Origin of the sequence: Clostridium moniliforme (assembly GCF_017873235.1) — a bacterium.
GTDB classification, from domain to species: domain Bacteria; phylum Bacillota; class Clostridia; order Clostridiales; family Clostridiaceae; genus Clostridium; species Clostridium moniliforme.
This window is the reverse complement of sequence record NZ_JAGGJZ010000004.1, coordinates 63,464-82,695: the sequence shown is the minus strand read 5'-3', so window position 1 is coordinate 82,695 and position 19,232 is coordinate 63,464. Positions and strand designations below refer to the sequence as shown.

Here is a 19,232-nt window from a genome sequence, read left to right as displayed (position 1 = left end):
AATAAAGCTTCCTCCTTATCCTCCAATAACACATTTTAATCCACTGTTTTCTAAAATATCTTTTAAATATTCCACATCACTTTCTTTAAGATTGTTTAAAGATTTTAATTCATAATCCCTTTGAAGCTGATTATATTTTTCCTTTCCTAAAGAATGATATGGTAATAAATGAACTTCTTTAATATTATTTTTATTTGCTATATATGAAACTCTTTTAATATTTTCTCTACTATCATTACAGCCTGGTATAACAGGAACTCTAATTATTATATTGTTATGAATTTTACTTAGTTTTTCTAAATTTTCTAATATTAATTTATTTGATACCCCAGTAAGTTTTTTATGCTCACTATCACAGGTATTTTTAATATCAAACATAACTAAATCACATAAGTTTGCTATTTCTTTTAGAGCTTCAAAATTTCCAAAGCCACTTGTTTCAATTGCTGTATTTATATAATTTTCTCTACATTCTCTTAAAAGTTCTTTAGTAAATTCTTTATTTACTAATACTTCTCCTCCTGAAACTGTAACCCCTCCACCAGACTCTTTATAAAAAACTAAATCTTTATATACTTCATTAAATACTTCATTAACATCTCTTTCTTTACCAACAAAATTTAAAGCTGACATTGGACACATTTTTATACAAAGACCACATAAGTTGCATTTTTCCTTATTTATTACTATCTTTCCATTTTCAAAGGTTAACGCACCATTTTTACAGTTCTTTACACATCTTAAACATTTAATACATTTATTTAAGTTGTAATAAATTTCATTTTCTTTTCTTTGGGTTTCTGGATTGGCACACCATATACACTTTAATGGACACCCTTTTAAAAAGACTACTGTTCTAATTCCAGGACCATCATGAGTTGCATATCTTTCAATTTCACAGACAACTGCTTTGGTCATTTTAACCACCCTCTTAATCCTATTCTCGTTTATTATCATTTATTACTGTTTGATTATATTTTATCTTCATTTATTACTATTGTCAATAAATTTTGTTTTTATTTGTTTTCATTTATTCTCGTTTTGGTTATAATAATATAAAAAGATTGATTATAGATTAGAGGTATAAATAAATGTTTATGGAAGAAAGACTTAATGAAATATTAGAATTATTAAAAAAGGATAATAAAGTTCTTGTTAAAGATTTAAGTATTAAATTTAATGTTACAGAAAGTATGATTAGAAAAGATTTAAATAAACTTGAAAAGGAAGGATTAGTTGAAAGAACTTATGGCGGTGCCATACTTCCAAGGGGAATTGCTGAAACTACAAGTATTTCAAATAGATTAATTAAAAATATTGATACAAAAAAAGAAATTGCCCTTAAAGCATTTAATTCAATAGAAGATAAAGATACTATATTTTTAGATATATCTAGTACAAATTATTTATTAGCAGAGCTATTATCAAAAAGTACTAAAAAAATTACTTTAGTAACTAATATGGTTGAAATATCTTCTTTATTTAATAGTGCTGATTTAAATATAGATTTAATCTGTATAGGTGGATTATATAATAAAGCTCTTGGTGGCGTTACTGGCTCAGAGGCAATTGAGAGTATTTCAAAGTATAGATTTAATAAAGCTTTTATAGGAAGCTGTGGAATAAATATTTTTGATAAAAGCATTTGTAACTTCGATTTAGAAGAAGGTAACACAAAAAAAGCAATTATAGCTTCTTCAAATAAGGTTTATCTATTAATTGAAAATAAAAAATTCCATTTTGATGGCACTTACAAATTTGCTTCCCTTTCTCAAATAGACTATATAATAACTGAAATGCTTCCAGATAACAAAATAATAAAACTTATGAATAAGTTAAATATTTCAATAATATAAATTTTATAAAGCAAAAGCGTGGAATAAATTCCACGCTTAAGTTATTTTGGGCTATTTGTGTTATTTATAAAAAATATCTTATTTTTGTTCTAAGATTATTTTTTTAGCAGTTAATATTGATGATGCACTCATTGAGAACTCATCTAATCCATATTCAACTAGTGTTGGAATAGCAGCTTCGTCTCCTGCCATTTCTCCACACATTCCTACCCACTTACCATGTTTGTGAGCTCCATCTATTGTCATCTTTATTAATCTAAGTACAGCTGGGTGCATTGGATTATAAAGGTATGATACTTTTTCACTCATTCTATCTGCTGCTAATGTATATTGAATTAAGTCATTTGTTCCTATTGAGAAGAAATCAACTTCTTTAGCTAATTCATCAGCCATTACTGCTGCAGCTGGGATTTCTACCATGATACCCCATTGGATTGAATCTGAGAATTTAATTCCTTCAGCTTTAAGTTCAGCCTTACATTCTTCAACTACTTCTTTAGCAGATCTGAATTCTTGAATTCCTGAAATCATTGGGAACATTACTGCAAGGTTTCCATATACAGAAGCTCTTAATAATGCTCTTAATTGAACTTTAAATATTTCTTTTCTATCTAAGCAAAGTCTAATTGCTCTATATCCTAAGAATGGATTCATTTCTTGTGGTAATGGTAAGTATGGTAATGTCTTATCTCCACCGATATCAAGTGTTCTTATAACAACTTGTTTTCCATTCATATTTTCTAAAAAATATTTGTATGCTTCATATTGCTCTTCTTCTGTTGGAGCATTATCTCTATCCATATATAAGAACTCAGTTCTAAATAATCCGATTCCATCTCCACCATTAGCTAAAACACCATCAACATCTTGTGCTTTACCAATATTTCCGCAAACTTCTATTCTCTTACCTGATTTAGTTACAGTTTTAACTTCAATAAGTTTCTTAAGTTCTTCTTGTTCTTTTAAGAATTTATCTCTTTTAGCTTCATATTCTTTAACTGTAACTTCATCTGGATTAATTATTGCAATTCCTTCAATACCATCTACGATTATTGAATCTCCAGTTTTAACTGAAGTTGTTATATCTTTTAATCCAACTATTGCAGGAATTTCTAATGTTCTAGCCATAATAGCTGAGTGAGAAGTTCTTCCTCCAATGTTAGTTAAGAAAGCTACAACTTTACTTCTATCTAATTGAGCTGTATCTGATGGAGTTAAATCATGAGCAACAACTATAGTATTTTCTTCAGTTATTGCAAAAGCATCTCCGCCTTTTCCAGCTAAGTTTGAAATTATTCTCTTTGAAACGTCTTTGATGTCTGCTGCTCTTTCTCTCATGTAAGCATCTTCCATTGATTCAAATATAGCAACAAAAGTATTTGTTACATTTTCAACAGCTTTCATTGAATTTATACTATTGTTTTCTATTTCCATAGTCATAGCACCTGTAAATTCTGGGTCATCTAATAAAGTAATGTGCGCTTCAAACACAGCAGCCTTTTCTTCTCCCATTTCAACAGCAGCTTTAGATTTGATTTTTTCTAATTGCTCTCTTGAAGCATCTAGTGCCTTTTGTAATTTTTCTTTTTCTGCAACTACATCTGTAATTTTTTCATCAGTTATAACTATTTCTTCATGCTCTTGTAAGAATACTTTACCTATTGCGTATCCCTTTGAAGCAGCAATACCTTTTTTCATAATAAAATCCTCCTTAATTATGTTACTTTCAATAAATTAAGTAAAATAAAAAATTGTTATTAAATAACAAATTCATGATAACTTTTACATATTAAGTACAACCCTCATTAATTATAGCATAATTTATTTAATTTTTGACTACTTTATATAGTTTTTTTATTAATTAATCATTCATTTTTTAATAATTTCTAATTATTTTTTGTAATATATTGAAATTAATTACTTATTTAATATTTTTTGTAATTTATTTAATTAATTTGTACATACTCAAATTATTTCTAATAATTTATTATTTTGTATATTTTTAAAACTTTATTTTTATTGATTATGATTTATTTTATAAAAAAGCAAAACTATAAACTATTAAAAAATATAACAATATAATATTAAATTTGTAATGATTCATAATGTTTATTGTTTTGCTTTTTATATATATTTTTTAATTACACTAATTTATAAATATTAATATTCATTTTTATTATAGGTAACATAAATAAATATATTCCTAGTATTTTAAATTAAAATATTATTAAAGGTCATCTATAAGCGTAGCTGCTTTTGCATAAGCTGTTGATTTAGCTTCAAAGAAATCTGTTTTTACAGAATTTGCATCTGCTTGCCTATCTACCCACTCAGCTGGATTTTCATCATGACCTTCATATAGTTTTTCTAATCCTATTGCTGTTAATCTCATATTTCCTAAATATTTTATATACTCTTCAATAAGTTTTTTATTAATTCCTTGTATACTATCGCCTATAACATAATGTCCCCAAGCTATTTCATTTTCAACTCCGATTTTAACCATATCTCTTAGCTCATTTTTTAATTCTTCAGTAAATATTTCCGGCTCCTCTTTTTGTAATTCTTTTATTATATTTCTAAAAAGCCAAAGGTGGGTATTTTCATCTCTATTTATATATCTTATTTCCTGTGCTGAACCTGGCATCTTGCCGTTTCTCTCCAAATTATAGAAAAACATAAATCCAGAATAAAAATAAATTCCTTCCAATATATAATTTGCCATTATAGTTCTTAATAAATTATGCTTTGTTGGATCTTCTAAAAATGTATTATATTGATCTCCTATAAATTTATTTCTCTCTAAAAGAATTTTATCATCCTTCCATTGATATAAGATTTCATTTCTCTTTTCTGGAGAACATATTGTATCTAACATATAACTATAACTTTGTGAATGAACCGCTTCTTGAAATGCTTGGATTGTAAGACAAAGGTTAACTTCACTTGCTGTTATATAATTATTTATATTAGAAAGGTTAGCTGTTTGAATCGAATCTAAAAATATTAAAAATGAAAGTATCTTATCATAAGCTATTCTTTCTGTTTCTTCTAATTTTTTATAATCTTTTAAATCTTGTGCTAAGTTTATTTCTTCTGGTATCCAGAAGTTATTCATTCCTTGTCTATACCAATCTGATACCCAAGTATATTTCATATTATTAAAATCATTAAGATTTGTAGTATTTCCATTTATCATCCTCTTTTTTGAAGTTTCTGTATCTCCAAATTCATTAAATAGAGGCTTTTTATTTATATCTAACATATATTATTTTCCTCCTAATCTTAAGCAGAACAACTTTCACAATCACTAACTGCTAGTGATTTACTTCTAACATAATAAATTGACTTAACCCCTGATTTGCAAGCTTCTATATAAAGGTTCATAATCTGTCTCATTGTATAGTTAGTTGTTATATAAAGGTTAAATGATTGACCTTGGTCTATATGTCTTTGTCTTACCCCATTCATATTTATACACCACTTTTGGTCTATGTTATAAGCTGAATTATAATACCAATAAGTTTCTTCTGAAAGTCCAGGTGCTGTCTTTGGAACTATGCTTCCCTTTTTCTCTTCAAGCCAAAATCTTGATATAACAGGGTCTACCCCTTCTGACGTTCCAGCTAAAGTTGCAGTTGACCCGTTTGGAGCTATTGCCATAAGGTATCCATTTCTCATTCCATATTTTTTTACATCATCCTTTAAGTCATTCCATCTTTTAGAATCATATCCTCTAATTTTAAAGTAATCGCCACTTTCCCAATCTGATCCTTCAAATACTTTATAACTTCCCTTTTCCTTTGCAATTTTCATACTTGCTTTTATTGCATAGTAATTTATGTTTTCATAAACTTTATCTACAAATTCTTTATGTTCATTTGCTGTAAAGTGTATTCTATTATTTACAAGCATATGATGATAACCAGATGTTCCAAGTCCTACTCCTCTGTACTTTTTGTTTGTTACTTCTGCATATGGAACTGAATAGTAATTTAAATCTATAACATTGTCCATAGCTCTTATTTGAGTTTCAACAACATATTCAATTTCTTTTTCATTTATTACATCAACATTTCCAAGAACTATTGATGAAAGATTACATACAACAAAGTCTCCTGCTTTAATCTTTTCAACAACAACCGATTCCCCATCTTCATCAGTTATTTCTGCTTTTTGTATATCCATAGCACTCATATTTTGCATTATTTCTGTACAAAGATTTGATGAATAAATAATTCCCTTATGCTTATTTGGATTCATCTTATTTGCAGTATCTCTATAAAAAGCAAATGGTGTTCCAGTTTCTGCTGCACTTTTTATAATAAGCCTTACTATATCTTTTACTTTCATAACACGTTTATCAATTCTTTCATCATTTACACAATCATAATATCTTTTTTCCCATTCATCTCCATAAAAATCTTCTAATGAATAACCTTTTACTTGTTTTATCTCATGAGGACACATCATATACCAATTGGCATCTATATCTTCCTCTGCAAGCTTCCAAAAAAGATTTGGATAGCATAGACCTGGAAATACATCATGAGCTTTTTTTCTATCATCACCATTATTTGTTCTTATTTGAAGAAATTCTGGTATATCCTTATGCCATACATCAAGCCATATTGCAACTGAACCATTTCTTACTCCTAATTGATCAACAGCAATTGCAGTATCATTAAATAACTTCACCCAAGGTATAACTCCACCAGATGCTCCTTTAAATCCTCTTATAGGTGAACCAAGGGCTCTTATTTTACCAATATATATACCCATTCCTCCACCAAACTTTGATACTTCTGAAAAGTTATCAAGGGATTTATATATTCCTTTTAAACTATCATTTACAGTATCTATAAAACAAGAACTTAGTTGATAAAATGGCTTTCTTGCATTTGCCATTGTAGGGGTTGCCATTGTAGCTTTAAGAGAACTTAATACATCATAAAATCTCTTAGCCCAATAAATTCTATTTTCTTTCTTTTCAGGAATTGCTAGATGCATTGCTATTCCCATAAACATTTGTTGAGGTAATTCTAAAACTTTTCTATTAAAATCTTCAACAAGATACCTACTACTTAATAATTTTATTCCACTATAAGTAAATAGGAAATCTCTTTCTGGCTTAAGCTCTTTTTCTAACTCTTTTATTTCTTCTTTTGAATAATTATCTAATATATATTTTCCATATAAGTTTTGTTCTGTTAAGCTACTTATAAATTTATATAAATTATTATAAGGGTTTTCATTTTCTTCTAATCCCCTATTTAATTTCACTTCATCATAAAGCTTATAAACATATAATCTAGCAGCTATACTTTGCCAATCTGGTTCCATATCTGTAGTAAGCTCTAAGGATACCTGAATTAACGAATCTCTTATCTCTATATAATCCATTCCAGGTCTTATAATTAAATCTAACTTTTCTTTTAATCTATCTATATTGTATATTCCCGATCTATCTTTAATTGACTCTAGCCCTAACTTACAAAGCTCTTCTATTTTATTCACCTAAGTTACCTCCAACAATATATAGTATATCTATATTGCATTTTCACCAAACCAATACAATATATTGACTTAGTATATTATAATTTTTCTAATGTAATGTGTAAAATTTTATAAAGGTTAATATAGTATTATATTAAGGCTTTTCTTTTATAAAGCTTTGAATATCTCTTCTTTTTAATAACTTTTATCCTTTGACAATTTCAACTAAGAGATATTCATTGTTTGTATGATTAATATATACCTTTATTTTATTTATAATCTTAAAATACGAAATTAAAAGGACCAAGCTCTATTAAATATAGTTCTTAATCCTTTAAATTTTTATAAAAAATCTTTTATTTTATACTATTTACTTTAAATTACTTTCCCACTCAGCTTCTTTAAAGCCTACTAATACTTTAGAATCACATATAATTAAAGGTCTTTTAACCATCATTCCATCTGATGCTAAAATATTTAAAAGTTCATCTTCTGATAACTCTTTAATTTTATCCTTCATACCTTTTTCTCTATAAAGAGCTCCATTAGTATTAAAGAATTTTTTTATCTCTAATCCACTTCTATCTAACCATAACTTTAACTCTTCCTTTGTTGGATTTTCAAGTTTTATATCTCTATCTATAAAATCTATATTATTTTCTTCTAACCATTTTTTTGCCTTTCTGCAAGTTGTGCATTTAGGATATTCTAAAAATAAGCAACTCATTCTCTCACCTCTAATAATTATTAATTAATATTTATTATTATAACATTGTTATTTTAAAGTTTCATCTATTTTTAATACATCTTCGTCATTAAATGGTAAGAATACATATATTTTAAATAAATCTCCTTCTCTTTTTATTCTAGTTGTTCCTCCATGAAGATCTACTATGCTTTTAGTTATTGCAAGACCAAGACCTGACCCCTCAACTGAAGATGTTCTTGATTTATCTCCTCTTGCAAATCTTTCAAACATTTCAGCTTCATCAAAATCCATTTCATAGTTTGCCACATTTTTAAATGAAACTAAAACTCCATTTTCTTCTTTTATAATATTAGCATATACTCTTGTGTCTTCTAGTGAATATTTAAGTGCATTTATTACTATATTTTCAATAACTCTAGATATCATTATTCCATCTAAATCCATTATTATTTCTTCTTCAGGGCACTCAACTTTAAATTCTATTCCTTTTTCTTCATAAAGAGAAGAATATTCTCCAATAGCTTGATATATAAGTGATACAATATCAATTTTTTCTTTATTTAATTGTAACTTTCCAGAATTTATTTTTGAAACCTCAAATAAATCTTCAATAAGGGTTTTTAATTTATTTGATTTTTGTTCTAATATTTTTAAGTAATCTTTTCGTTCATCTTCTGAGATTCTATTGTCTTGAAGTATATTTACATAATTTATTATTGATGTTAATGGTGTCTTTAAATCATGAGACACATTGGAAATTAATTCTGTTTTTAATCTTTCATTTTGAAGTGCTTCTTCAACAGCTATATTATATCCTTCTTTCATTTTGTTAATATTCTCAATAAGTTCTCTAATTTCAACTCCACCAATTTCTTTTATTGTATGTTCAAAATTACCATCATTTATTATTTTCAAGTCATCTTTAACCATTCCAATTTCAATATTTCTCTTAATTGAATACATAACTCCTATCATTGGAAGTAATACCAAAAGGAAACTTCCTTTAAATGGATATAGTTCAAAAAAGTTAACTATAATATTCTTTCCAGTTCCACCTAAGGCTAAAATATATAAATAAATTACATAAAATATAATACTAGTTATTATTGCTATAATCATAGCCTTTCTTGGCCCTTTATATTTAAATACATGCTTAAATATATATATTATATCTTTTATTATATTTCCTCGTACTATAACCTTACCCTTTTTACTTAAAAATACGTAAATAACCTTGCATATTAAAAATATATCAACAACAATCAAAAATATAAAAAAGCAAAACTCTTTTATATAGTCATTTACTTCACCTTCATATTTATTTTCAGGTGCATAGTAAATTTCTTCAAAATTTTTCAGTACATTTTCAGAATAATTGTCATCTCCATCTTCAACAACTTGATTATATATATTTACATTATTACAACTATAAGTAATTATACCCTCGCCTTTATATTTTTCATCAATTATCTTATATAAATTTTCTCCTTGAATTTTTTTAATTCCTTGGAAAAATGGATCATTAGTAAATATGTCATCATTAAATTTATTTCTTATAATAAAGTAAATATTTTTAGGTAACTTTTCCTTTTTAACTGATTGTTGTGAATAGAAACTATTTTCATATATATCTTTTCTTAAAGCATCTTTTCCTTTTTCAGTTGAATATAAAAATTTATTTAGTCCATCTGTCCTATTGTATAAATCTTTACTTAATAATTTACTATCATTTTTTAATGAATTTTTATAAAAAGCATCTCTATCAAATACAGCATCCATTACACCAGTTCCCGAATGTGCCTCTGGACTATTTATATATTTAACTGAAATATCAACACATAAAATTGTTATTAAAATTGCTATTATTATTTCTACAAGCCATATATTATTAAAGTATTTTTTCATTTTATTTTTCAATCTTATATCCAATTCCCCATACCACCTTTATATATTCAGGCTCTTTAGTATTAATCTCAATTTTTTCTCTTATTCTTCTTATGTGAACTGTAACTGTATTTTCACTTTTATAAAATGGTTCTTCCCAAACCTTCTCATATATCTCTTTAATTGAAAATACTCTTCCAAGATTTGAAGCTAGAAGTACAAGTATCTTATATTCTGTGGCTGTTACTTTTATTTCTTCTCCTCTTACTGTAACTTTTTTTGCTACAGTATCTATTTCAAGGTCCCTAACCTTTATAAAGTCTTTATTTTCCATAGATAATGGTTTTTCATATCTCCTAAGTTGTGATTTTACTCTTGCTACAAGTTCTAAATGATTAAAAGGCTTTGTTATATAGTCATCAGCTCCTACATTTAAGCCTAAAATTTTATCTGAATCTTCCCCTTTTGCTGATAGCATTATTATAGGAATATTATTATTTTCTCTAATTTTTAGACATGTCTTTATTCCATCTAACTTTGGCATCATTATGTCAAGAACTATGAGATGGATATTTTTTTCTTCTAATATTTCTAGAGCCTCAAGTCCATTTCCTGCATTAAAGACTTTTAAGTTTTCTCCTCTTAAATATATGTTTATAGCATCTCTTATTTCTTTTTCATCATCTACCACTAAAATATTAAACATAATTGTAGACACTCCTTTCCTTATATTTATATTATCGTAAATTCAATATAATTAACATCTACCTTTGTTACGAAATTATTAAAACTTAAGCTTTACTTAAATATAATTTTTATGATTTACAGGGAAATTATGTTATTATATCATACTATTATACTACTTAATTATATTCAATAATAAAAGGGGGTAAGCTTAATGCTTAAAATTATTAATCTAACGAAAAAGTTTAAAAAGGTACCTATTTTAAAAAACATTAACTTTAATTTAAACAAGGGGGAAGTTTGTGTACTAGCAGGTCCTAACGGTGCTGGAAAATCAACTACAATTAAATCAATAGCTGGACTTTTAAGATATGATGGAGAAATTTTTATAGATAATAATCTTAACAAAAGTATAGCAGGTAAGAAATCCTTTTCTTATGTTCCTGAACTTCCTGGATTGTATCCATTGCTTACAGTAAAAGAACATATTCATTTCATAGCTAAAGCTTATGGAATTGGGGATTATGAAGAATATGCAAATTATTTATTTAATATTTTTGATCTTGATGATAAATTAGATAAACTTGGCTCTGAACTATCAAAGGGTATGCAACAAAAGGTTAGTTTATGTGTATCTTTAATTACAAAACCAAAACTTCTTTTATTAGATGAACCAATGATAGGATTAGATCCTAAAGCTATTAAGGAATTAAAAAACCTTATATTAAAACTAAAGAATCAGGGAACTACTATATTAATAAGCACTCACCTTCTTTCATCAGTAGAAGATCTATGGGATAGAGTTTTACTTATGAAAACTGGTGAAATAGTTTTAGATAAAACAAAAATAGAACTTGAGGAAGAACTTATGAAAAGTGGTGAAAATTTAGAAGATATTTTCTTTAAATATACTGATTCTAAAAATAATACTAACTTAGAGGAAGGTGTTATTTAATGAGTTCATTTTTATATCTAATAAAAAGAAATACAATAAATTATTTTAAAAGTTTTAAATCAAAACCAACTAAAGCTATTCCTTATATATTTTTTATTATTATTTTAGGAATGTCAATTTTCCCATTATTTTTAGGAGAAAGGTCTGAAAGTAAACTTTCTCCTGATTTATTTATAGGTATAGTAACAATTATATCTTTAATATTATTTTTGATATCTATATACTCAGGTATAAGTAAAAAAGGATTTTCTTATTCAATGGCTGATGTAAATTTACTTTTTACTGCTCCTATAAGTAATATTAAAATTTTAGTTTATGGATTCTTAAAAGAAATTGCTTCTGGTTTTATATTTTCATTTTTTATTTTATTTCAAATTCCAATGTTAATTAATAAGTTTGGATTTACTATTGAAGGTTTCTTTATTTTAATTTTACTAATTATATTGTTTTCCTTTAGTTCAAGTGCTTTATCCTTAATGGTGTATGGAATATTTTTTTATTTCCCTAAAATAAAAAAATTGTCTAAAAATATATTTTTATCAATAATTCTTATGATTATTTTATATTTTGCTTTAGAAATATATAAAAGTCATGATTACTTTAATTCGTTTATAAATTTATCAACCTCTCCTATTTGGGATTATATACCTTTAATTGGTTTTAGTAAAAGTATGGCTTCTTCAATATTTAGCGGTTTTTCTTTTAAGATTATTTACCCTATTTTAGGATTTATTATTTTTATAATTATATTTATATATGTACTTTGTAAGTTAAAATTAGACTTTTATGAAGATGTAATTTCTTCTGCTGAAGCAAGAGAAGCTGCAACTCAATACAAAAATAGTGGTTATGATGCAAAACAACTTGATTATAGTAAATTAAAACATAAACCTTGGACAAGAAAACATGTTACTGATAATTATTCTTCTAAATTTTCTAAAGCTATTTTTAGAAGACAGCTTCTTGAATATAAGAAAACTGGATTTTATTTTCTAAATATAACTACAGCAGTATTTGTTTCACTTGCTGTTTTATGGGGATTATTTTTAAAATCAGATTTATTTGTTTTCTTTTGTTTATCCGTATATCTACTTGTATTATTTTCATCAGGTTCAAAGTGGACACTGGAATTTAATAATCCAGCAATATTTTTGATACCAGATAGCAGCAAAAGAAAACTGTTTTACTCAACGTTAACTACAATTATCAAGTCCTCAATAGATGGAATACTTATGTTTTTAGTACTAGGCTTTTTAATTAATGAAAATATTGTAGAGATTATATTTTGTATTATCACTTACATTACATTTATATTTTTAAGTACTTATGGTGGAGTATTTAGTTATAAGCTATTTGATAGAGTTTCTAATAATACTACTAAAGCTTTAATTAAATTTCTTAGCTTATTTATTTATATACTTCCATCAATATTAATTGGAACTTTTATAGGTATTAATTTTAAGGAATTAGGAAATTACCCTATTTATGTAGGAATTTCTCTATATAACATTTTAATGTCCTTTATATTAATGCATTTTTCTAAAGGTATATTTGATACTATAGAGCTTTAATTAAAAGCACAATGAAAAATAAATTTCATTGTGCTTTTATTTGCTCTTTATTTGTGTTTCTGTATTTATATTACTCTTATTAGTATTTTCTTTATTAAGGATTAATTTATTCACCAAAATTCCTAAACATACAATAATAAGTATAGCTAATATTACTTTTTTTACTTTTAAACTTCCAGGTAACTTAAAGTTAAACATATTATAAATTATCCCTCTTTTCTTCATTTATATTATAATTTATTCCTCTTTTCTTAGCTTATATTATAATTATCCTTTATTAATATTTATATGTCCATAAAATATAATTGTATTAAGTAGGTATTTATACCATTTTAGAGTTATTAATAATATCAATGATACTATTTAATGTATTACTGTAATTTACCGAGATTTTGCTTAAATATCTATTATTTAAGCATTAACTTTATTCCAAATTTTATATATAATAAACGAAGATATTATATAAATATAATTTAGGAGATTATGATGATTAAACTACTAAAAAGCAAAACTTTTATTTTAGATGTTATTATTATTTTTGCTGGTTGTATTATTGCTTCTCTTGGAGTTAACTTATTTTTAACTCATGCTAAATTATTAAGTGGTGGAGCAACTGGTGTAGCACTTATTTTTCAATATTTATTTAATGTACCAGCTGGAGCTGTAGTATTTATTCTTAATATACCTTTATTTATATTAAGTTATAAAAAACTTAGTAAGTGTTTTACACTTTATTCTGCAATTGGTATGTCATCTTTGTCCTTAGCACTTATTATAACAAAACCCTTATCTACAGCAATCGTAATAAATGATAATTTACTTTACTGTGTTTATGGTGGTGTTCTATGCGGTATTGGTTATGGACTTGTTTTCTTAAGAAATGGTTCTACCGGTGGAACTGATATAATAACTATGTTAATTAGGAAAAAATATTCAAACTTTGAAATTGGTAAACTTGGTTTTATATTAAACTGTATTATTGTTATTGTTGGTGCAGTTGTTTTTGGAATTCCAAGAGCTCTTTATACAATGCTTTCTATTTTTACTCAAGGAATTGTTTTAGATAGAGTTCTTCAAGGATTTAATAGTAGAAAGCTTTTACTTATAATAACAAATAAAAGTCAAGACATAATAGACTTTGTAATTAAAGATATGCATAGAGGTGTAACCTCAATTCCAATAGAAGGTGAATACACTCATAGAAAAGCTAAAATGCTTTATTGTATAGTTTCAACTCGTGAAATGTTATCATTAAAAAATAAAATCTACACAGTTGACCCTATGGCATTTATTACTATAGTTGATACATCAGAAGTTAAAGGAAAAGGCTTTAAAAATGTATAAAATAGAAGGTATAAATCCTTTTTAGGATTTATACCTTTTATTTTTATTTATTTAACATATTTTTATATTCTTCTCTTCCCTTTTCATATAGATTATTTCCTTCTGAATCTATTACTACTATTAAAGGAAGATCCTTAACTTCTAATCTTCTAATTGCTTCTGAACCTAAATCTTCATATAATATAACTTCTGATGCTGTAATACATTTTCCTATAAGGGCTGCTGCTCCTCCAATAGCACCAAAATAAACTGCATTGTTTTTCTTCATTGAATTTATAACTTCTTTATTTCTTTTACCCTTTCCTATCATACCCTTTAACCCTAAATCCAAAAGTTTAGGTGAGTAAGCATCCATTCTATAGCTTGTTGTTGGTCCAGCTGACCCTATTACTTGTCCTGGTTTTGCTGGTGTTGGGCCAACATAATATATAGTTTCATCCTTTACACTTATAGGAAGTTCTCCTCCCTTATCTAAAATATCTATTAATCTTTTATGAGCTGCATCCCTTGCTGTATATAATTTTCCTGATAAAAGCACTGAATCTCCACATTTTAAATCTTTAACTTTTTCTTCAGTAAGTGGTGTTGTAATCCTTTTAATCAAAATAACACATCCCCTTTATATAACCTTTTGTTTATGTCTTGTAGCATGACAATTTATATTAACAGCAACAGGTAAAGTTGCTATATGTGTTGGATATACTTCAATATTTACTCCTAAAGCAGTTGTTAATCCTCCAAAACCTTGTGGACCTATTCCTAACTTATTAATCTTTTGAAGTAATTCTTCCTCAAGTTGCCCATAAAACTTATTTTTGTTAGGTTCATTAAGTGATCTTGTTAAAGCTTTTTTTGCTAAAAACGCGGCTTTATCAAATGTACCTCCAATTCCAACTCCCACAACCATTGGTGGACATGGATTAGGTCCTGCTTCTTCAACAGTTTTTAAAATAAATTCCTTTACTCCTTCTAATCCATCTGATGGTTTAAGCATTGCTATCCTACTCATATTTTCAGAGCCTGCTCCTTTAGGTGCTACTGTTATTTTCACCTTATCCCCTTTAACAATTTTATAATAAATAACAGCAGGAGTATTATCTTTTGTATTGACCCTCTCTATTGGATCTGATACAACAGATTTTCTTAGATATCCTTCTTTATACCCTCTTCTAACACCTTCATTAATTGCATCTTCTAAATCTCCATCAATAAAATGAACATCCTGTCCAACTTCTACAAAAACACAAGTTATTCCAGTATCTTGGCACATAGGTAAATTTTCAGCCTCAGCTATGTTGTCGTTTTCAATTATCTTTTCTAAAATTTCTTTTGCAATTGGATATTGTTCATTATTCTTATAATCCATAAGTTTATCTTTAATATCACAACCTATGTAATAATTTGAATCAATACATAAATCTCTAACAACATCCCTCACTTCATTTACACTAATTTCTCTCATAAAATCCATCTCCTCTCATATTAAGTTTATAAATTTATCATTCAAATTACAACAACTGACAATGTTTCTTAAAAAATTGTTTATATAATGATAAAAAGGAGTAACATTTTAAACATCACTCCTTTTTTCTGAGAAATATATCAGATTATTTTAATATAATCTACTAATTCTTTTGTGAAAAATATTTATTTATTCCTTTTTTTATTTCTAAAACAATTTTATTTTGATAGTCTTCATTCTGTAACTTTTCTTCTTCTTCGTAGTTAGATAAGAATCCACACTCAACTATTATACTTGCTCCATTATACTCATCTCTAAGTATTTTATATGATTTTTTAGCATCTTTGGCTAATCTATTATTATTAGGTTGAAGTGTTTCTTTAACAGCTTCTTGAATATTTTCAGCTAATATTTTACTATTTTCATTACTTGAATACCATACTTGCGTTCCTTTACTATTACTACTACTAAACATATTCTGATGTATTGATATAAATACATCACACTCTGTTTCTTTTTTCTTTTCACATCTAATTTCTAAATCTTCTTTTTTACTATTAGCTAGTGCTATATCATTTTCTCTTGTCATATAAACAGTATATCCTTCTTTTTTAAGAGCATCTTTTAACTTTAAACTTATTGCTAAGTTAATATCTTTTTCTATTACTCCACCTTTTGATTTAGCTCCACCATCATATCCTCCATGTCCTGGATCAATTAATATTCTATATTCTTTATTCATTTCTGCCCCACTTGCTTTAATTGTGCATCCTATAGTAAAAAACGTCATAGTTATTATTAGACATTTAAAAAATTTCATAGTTTATCCTCCTAAAAATACTTATAGGTTTATTATTTGAATAAGAAATTTATTTATTCTTTTTGAAATTTAAAAATTCTATCTAAAAAAATAAAAAATAGGAAATAGATAAATCTAATTCCTATTTTTTATTAACTATAATGTATTATTTTCTATTACGATCTCAGCAATATTTGTAGCATGATCTCCTATTCTTTCAAAATTTGAAATTAAATCTAAAAATATTGTTCCTGCATAAGCGTTGCACTTACCATCATATAATCTCTTTATATGTTTATCTCTATAATTTTTTTGAGATACATCAATTCGCTCTTCTACAGAATTAATACTACTTGCCTTATTAACATCTCTATTTTCATAGCTTTCAATAGCCAATTGTAGTGCTATTTTTGTGTAATTATATATCTCATATAACTCATCTACAGCATCTTGACTATATTGTAATTTTTTATTTGATTTTTGAACTGCAAGGTCTGCAATATTTTCTGCATGATCTCCTATTCTCTCAATATCAGTTACTATATGAAATGTTGATGAAACTATACTACTTTCTTTATCTGATAATTCACATTTTGATAATTTAACTAAATAAGTAGTTATTGCTTCTTCTAAAACATTTATTATTTCTTCATTATCATATACTTTTTTTATTAAAGCTTCATCTTGTTCCATAAATGCCTTCATAGATAACTCAAGATTTTGTTCTGCTTTGTTAGCCATTCTTATAGTTTCTTTTATAACTTGTCCAGCTGCAATTACTGGAGTCTCAAGTAATCTGTCATCAATATATTTAGGTCCAACCTTTTCAATTTCATCTTCTCCTGGAACTAATTTATTAACTATTAATATTAAATAGTTTCTAAGAGGTAATAATACTATTGTATTTGCAATATTAAATACTGTATGTGAATTTGCAATTTGTCTTTCAACATCCCCAGGACTCATATATTGAACTAATTGACCAAGCATACCTAAGAATGGTATAAACATTACCGTTCCTCCAACATTAAATATCAAATGGAGAAAAGCTGCTTTATGTGCTGTTTTATTTGTACCAACGCTTGCAAGCATAGCTGTTATACATGTACCAATATTACATCCAAATAATATAGGTAATGCCGCACTTATATCAATTGCTCCAGCTGTTGCAAGAGCTATAAGTATACCTGTTGTTGCTGATGAACTTTGAAGTATTGCAGTAATGGCTGCTCCAGCTACTATGCCTATAAACATATTATCACTAATAGACATTACTAAATGCTCAAACATTGGTGATGCTGCTAATGGCTTCATCGCATCACTCATCATACCCATACCAGTAAATAAAATACCAAAACCTAATATTATGTTTCCAATTTCTCTTCTCTTTTTTACTTTAGCAACCATAACCATAGTTGCACCTATAAATACAAATATTGGAGCTACATCATCAAGTTTAAAAGCAACTAACTGAGCTGTAATTGTTGTACCTATATTTGCTCCCATTATTATTCCAGCTGCTTGAGCTAAATTCATAAGGCCAGCATTAACAAATCCTACAACCATTACTGTTGTAGCACTACTACTTTGTATTACTGCTGTAACTGCAGCACCAACTAAAACTGCAACAATTGGATTTGATGTGACTTTTTCAAGAATCTTTTTTAAACCTTCTCCAGCTGCATTTTCTAGACCATCTCCCATTAACTTCATTCCATAAAGAAATAGTCCAAGTCCACCCATTAAAGTTATAATTGTCATCACTATAGAATTCAACTTTTTTCCTCCATGTTCAAAAAATTTATTTAACAAATTTATCGTTTTTTTTTAATTTTATATTCCAATTGTACATTATTTATTAATATTTGTTAATGTTTATTCCTACTTTTTAACCTACTTTTAATATAGCCTTACTTTTTATTCCAAATATATTTTATAAAATAAATTTTAATTATAAATAAAACTTTAATTTATTTTAACAGTAACTTTTATAGAACAACATTTTAAATTAATTATTTTAAGCAAAAAAGGAGAAGAGTATAAAACTCTTCTCCTTCGTATAGTGACTCCAAATATTATCTCTTTGAGAATTGTGGAGCTCTTCTTGCTTTCTTAAGACCGTATTTCTTTCTTTCAACCATTCTTGGGTCTCTAGTTAAGAATCCAGCTTTCTTTAATTCTGACTTTAAAGCTTCATCTGATTTAACTAATGCTCTAGCTATTCCGTGTCTGATTGCTCCAGCTTGACCTGTGAATCCTCCACCATGAACATTAACTAATACGTCAAATTTATCTTTAGTTCCTGTTAAAACTAAAGGTTGGTTAACGATAACTCTTAAAGTTTCTAAACCAAAAAAGTTTTCTATTTCTCTCTTATTGATAACTACTTTACCATTTCCTGGTACTAGTCTTACTCTTGCAACTGATTTCTTTCTTCTACCAGTTCCCATGTATTGAACTTTTGCCATTTTA

The 19,232-nt window shown here is 26.7% G+C and carries 16 protein-coding genes; 4 read left to right on the top strand and 12 right to left on the bottom strand.

Features of this window, described 5'->3' with window-relative positions; genetic code table 11:
* Nucleotides 1–15: 15 nt before the first annotated feature.
* The gene (locus J2Z53_RS07890; RefSeq protein WP_209796934.1) at nucleotides 16–918 is read right to left on the bottom strand and encodes a glycyl-radical enzyme activating protein; all 903 of its coding nucleotides are present in this window, start codon (nucleotides 916–918) and stop codon (nucleotides 16–18) included.
* A 173-nt stretch (nucleotides 919–1,091) separates the two neighbouring features.
* On the opposite strand from J2Z53_RS07890, the gene J2Z53_RS07885 reads away from it, so the two are divergent.
* Nucleotides 1,092–1,856 (top strand): DeoR/GlpR family DNA-binding transcription regulator, encoded by a 765-nt coding sequence (locus tag J2Z53_RS07885; RefSeq protein ID WP_209796932.1) that lies wholly within the window; start codon nucleotides 1,092–1,094, stop codon nucleotides 1,854–1,856.
* Nucleotides 1,857–1,934: 78 nt separating this feature from the next.
* Here J2Z53_RS07885 and ptsP read toward each other — a convergent pair whose 3' ends face one another.
* From ptsP to J2Z53_RS07855, 6 genes are all read right to left on the bottom strand, one after another.
* Nucleotides 1,935–3,554, bottom strand: coding sequence for a phosphoenolpyruvate--protein phosphotransferase (gene ptsP, locus J2Z53_RS07880; protein ID WP_209796930.1), 1,620 nt, complete (start codon nucleotides 3,552–3,554; stop codon nucleotides 1,935–1,937).
* Nucleotides 3,555–4,083: 529 nt separating this feature from the next.
* A complete protein-coding gene (locus J2Z53_RS07875; protein ID WP_209796929.1) occupies nucleotides 4,084–5,121 on the bottom strand; it encodes a ribonucleotide-diphosphate reductase subunit beta in 1,038 nt (345 codons plus the stop codon).
* A 20-nt stretch (nucleotides 5,122–5,141) separates the two neighbouring features.
* Nucleotides 5,142–7,373 (bottom strand): ribonucleoside-diphosphate reductase subunit alpha, encoded by a 2,232-nt coding sequence (locus tag J2Z53_RS07870; protein WP_209796928.1) that lies wholly within the window; start codon nucleotides 7,371–7,373, stop codon nucleotides 5,142–5,144.
* Between the two features lie 349 nt (nucleotides 7,374–7,722).
* On the bottom strand, nucleotides 7,723–8,079 hold the full coding sequence (locus J2Z53_RS07865; protein ID WP_209796927.1) for an arsenate reductase family protein: 357 nt from the start codon (nucleotides 8,077–8,079) through the stop codon (nucleotides 7,723–7,725).
* 48 nt (nucleotides 8,080–8,127) lie between these two features.
* On the bottom strand, nucleotides 8,128–9,990 hold the full coding sequence (locus J2Z53_RS07860) for a sensor histidine kinase (RefSeq protein ID WP_209796926.1): 1,863 nt from the start codon (nucleotides 9,988–9,990) through the stop codon (nucleotides 8,128–8,130).
* On the bottom strand, nucleotides 9,968–10,651 hold the full coding sequence (locus J2Z53_RS07855) for a response regulator transcription factor (protein ID WP_209796925.1): 684 nt from the start codon (nucleotides 10,649–10,651) through the stop codon (nucleotides 9,968–9,970). The genes J2Z53_RS07860 and J2Z53_RS07855 overlap by 23 nt, the downstream gene beginning before the upstream one ends.
* A 192-nt stretch (nucleotides 10,652–10,843) precedes the next feature.
* Here J2Z53_RS07855 and J2Z53_RS07850 point away from each other — a divergent pair, with 192 nt between their 5' ends.
* The 3 genes from J2Z53_RS07850 to J2Z53_RS07840 all read left to right on the top strand — a co-directional run bounded on the left by J2Z53_RS07850 (nucleotide 10,844) and on the right by J2Z53_RS07840 (nucleotide 14,499).
* Nucleotides 10,844–11,584: an ABC transporter ATP-binding protein gene (locus tag J2Z53_RS07850; protein ID WP_209796923.1), complete on the top strand. Its 741-nt coding sequence runs from the start codon at nucleotides 10,844–10,846 to the stop codon at nucleotides 11,582–11,584.
* A complete protein-coding gene (locus J2Z53_RS07845; RefSeq protein ID WP_209796921.1) occupies nucleotides 11,584–13,155 on the top strand; it encodes a putative ABC exporter domain-containing protein in 1,572 nt (523 codons plus the stop codon). The genes J2Z53_RS07850 and J2Z53_RS07845 overlap by 1 nt, the downstream gene beginning before the upstream one ends.
* A 486-nt stretch (nucleotides 13,156–13,641) precedes the next feature.
* Nucleotides 13,642–14,499, top strand: a complete 858-nt coding sequence (locus tag J2Z53_RS07840; protein WP_209796920.1) for a YitT family protein — start codon at nucleotides 13,642–13,644, stop codon at nucleotides 14,497–14,499.
* 43 nt (nucleotides 14,500–14,542) lie between these two features.
* On the opposite strand, the gene J2Z53_RS07835 is transcribed toward J2Z53_RS07840, so the two are convergent.
* The 5 genes from J2Z53_RS07835 to rpsI form a co-directional block, all read right to left on the bottom strand.
* Nucleotides 14,543–15,103 (bottom strand): Fe-S-containing hydro-lyase, encoded by a 561-nt coding sequence (locus J2Z53_RS07835; RefSeq protein ID WP_209796918.1) that lies wholly within the window; start codon nucleotides 15,101–15,103, stop codon nucleotides 14,543–14,545.
* A 15-nt stretch (nucleotides 15,104–15,118) separates the two neighbouring features.
* Nucleotides 15,119–15,961, bottom strand: a complete 843-nt coding sequence (locus J2Z53_RS07830) for a fumarate hydratase (protein WP_209796916.1) — start codon at nucleotides 15,959–15,961, stop codon at nucleotides 15,119–15,121.
* A 163-nt stretch (nucleotides 15,962–16,124) separates the two neighbouring features.
* On the bottom strand, nucleotides 16,125–16,781 hold the full coding sequence (locus tag J2Z53_RS07825; protein ID WP_209796914.1) for an N-acetylmuramoyl-L-alanine amidase: 657 nt from the start codon (nucleotides 16,779–16,781) through the stop codon (nucleotides 16,125–16,127).
* 135 nt (nucleotides 16,782–16,916) lie between these two features.
* A complete protein-coding gene (locus J2Z53_RS07820) occupies nucleotides 16,917–18,521 on the bottom strand; it encodes a Na/Pi cotransporter family protein (protein ID WP_209797063.1) in 1,605 nt (534 codons plus the stop codon).
* A gap of 314 nt (nucleotides 18,522–18,835) precedes the next feature.
* On the bottom strand, nucleotides 18,836–19,228 hold the full coding sequence (gene rpsI / locus J2Z53_RS07815; RefSeq protein ID WP_024615630.1) for a 30S ribosomal protein S9: 393 nt from the start codon (nucleotides 19,226–19,228) through the stop codon (nucleotides 18,836–18,838).
* Nucleotides 19,229–19,232: the final 4 nt, after the last annotated feature.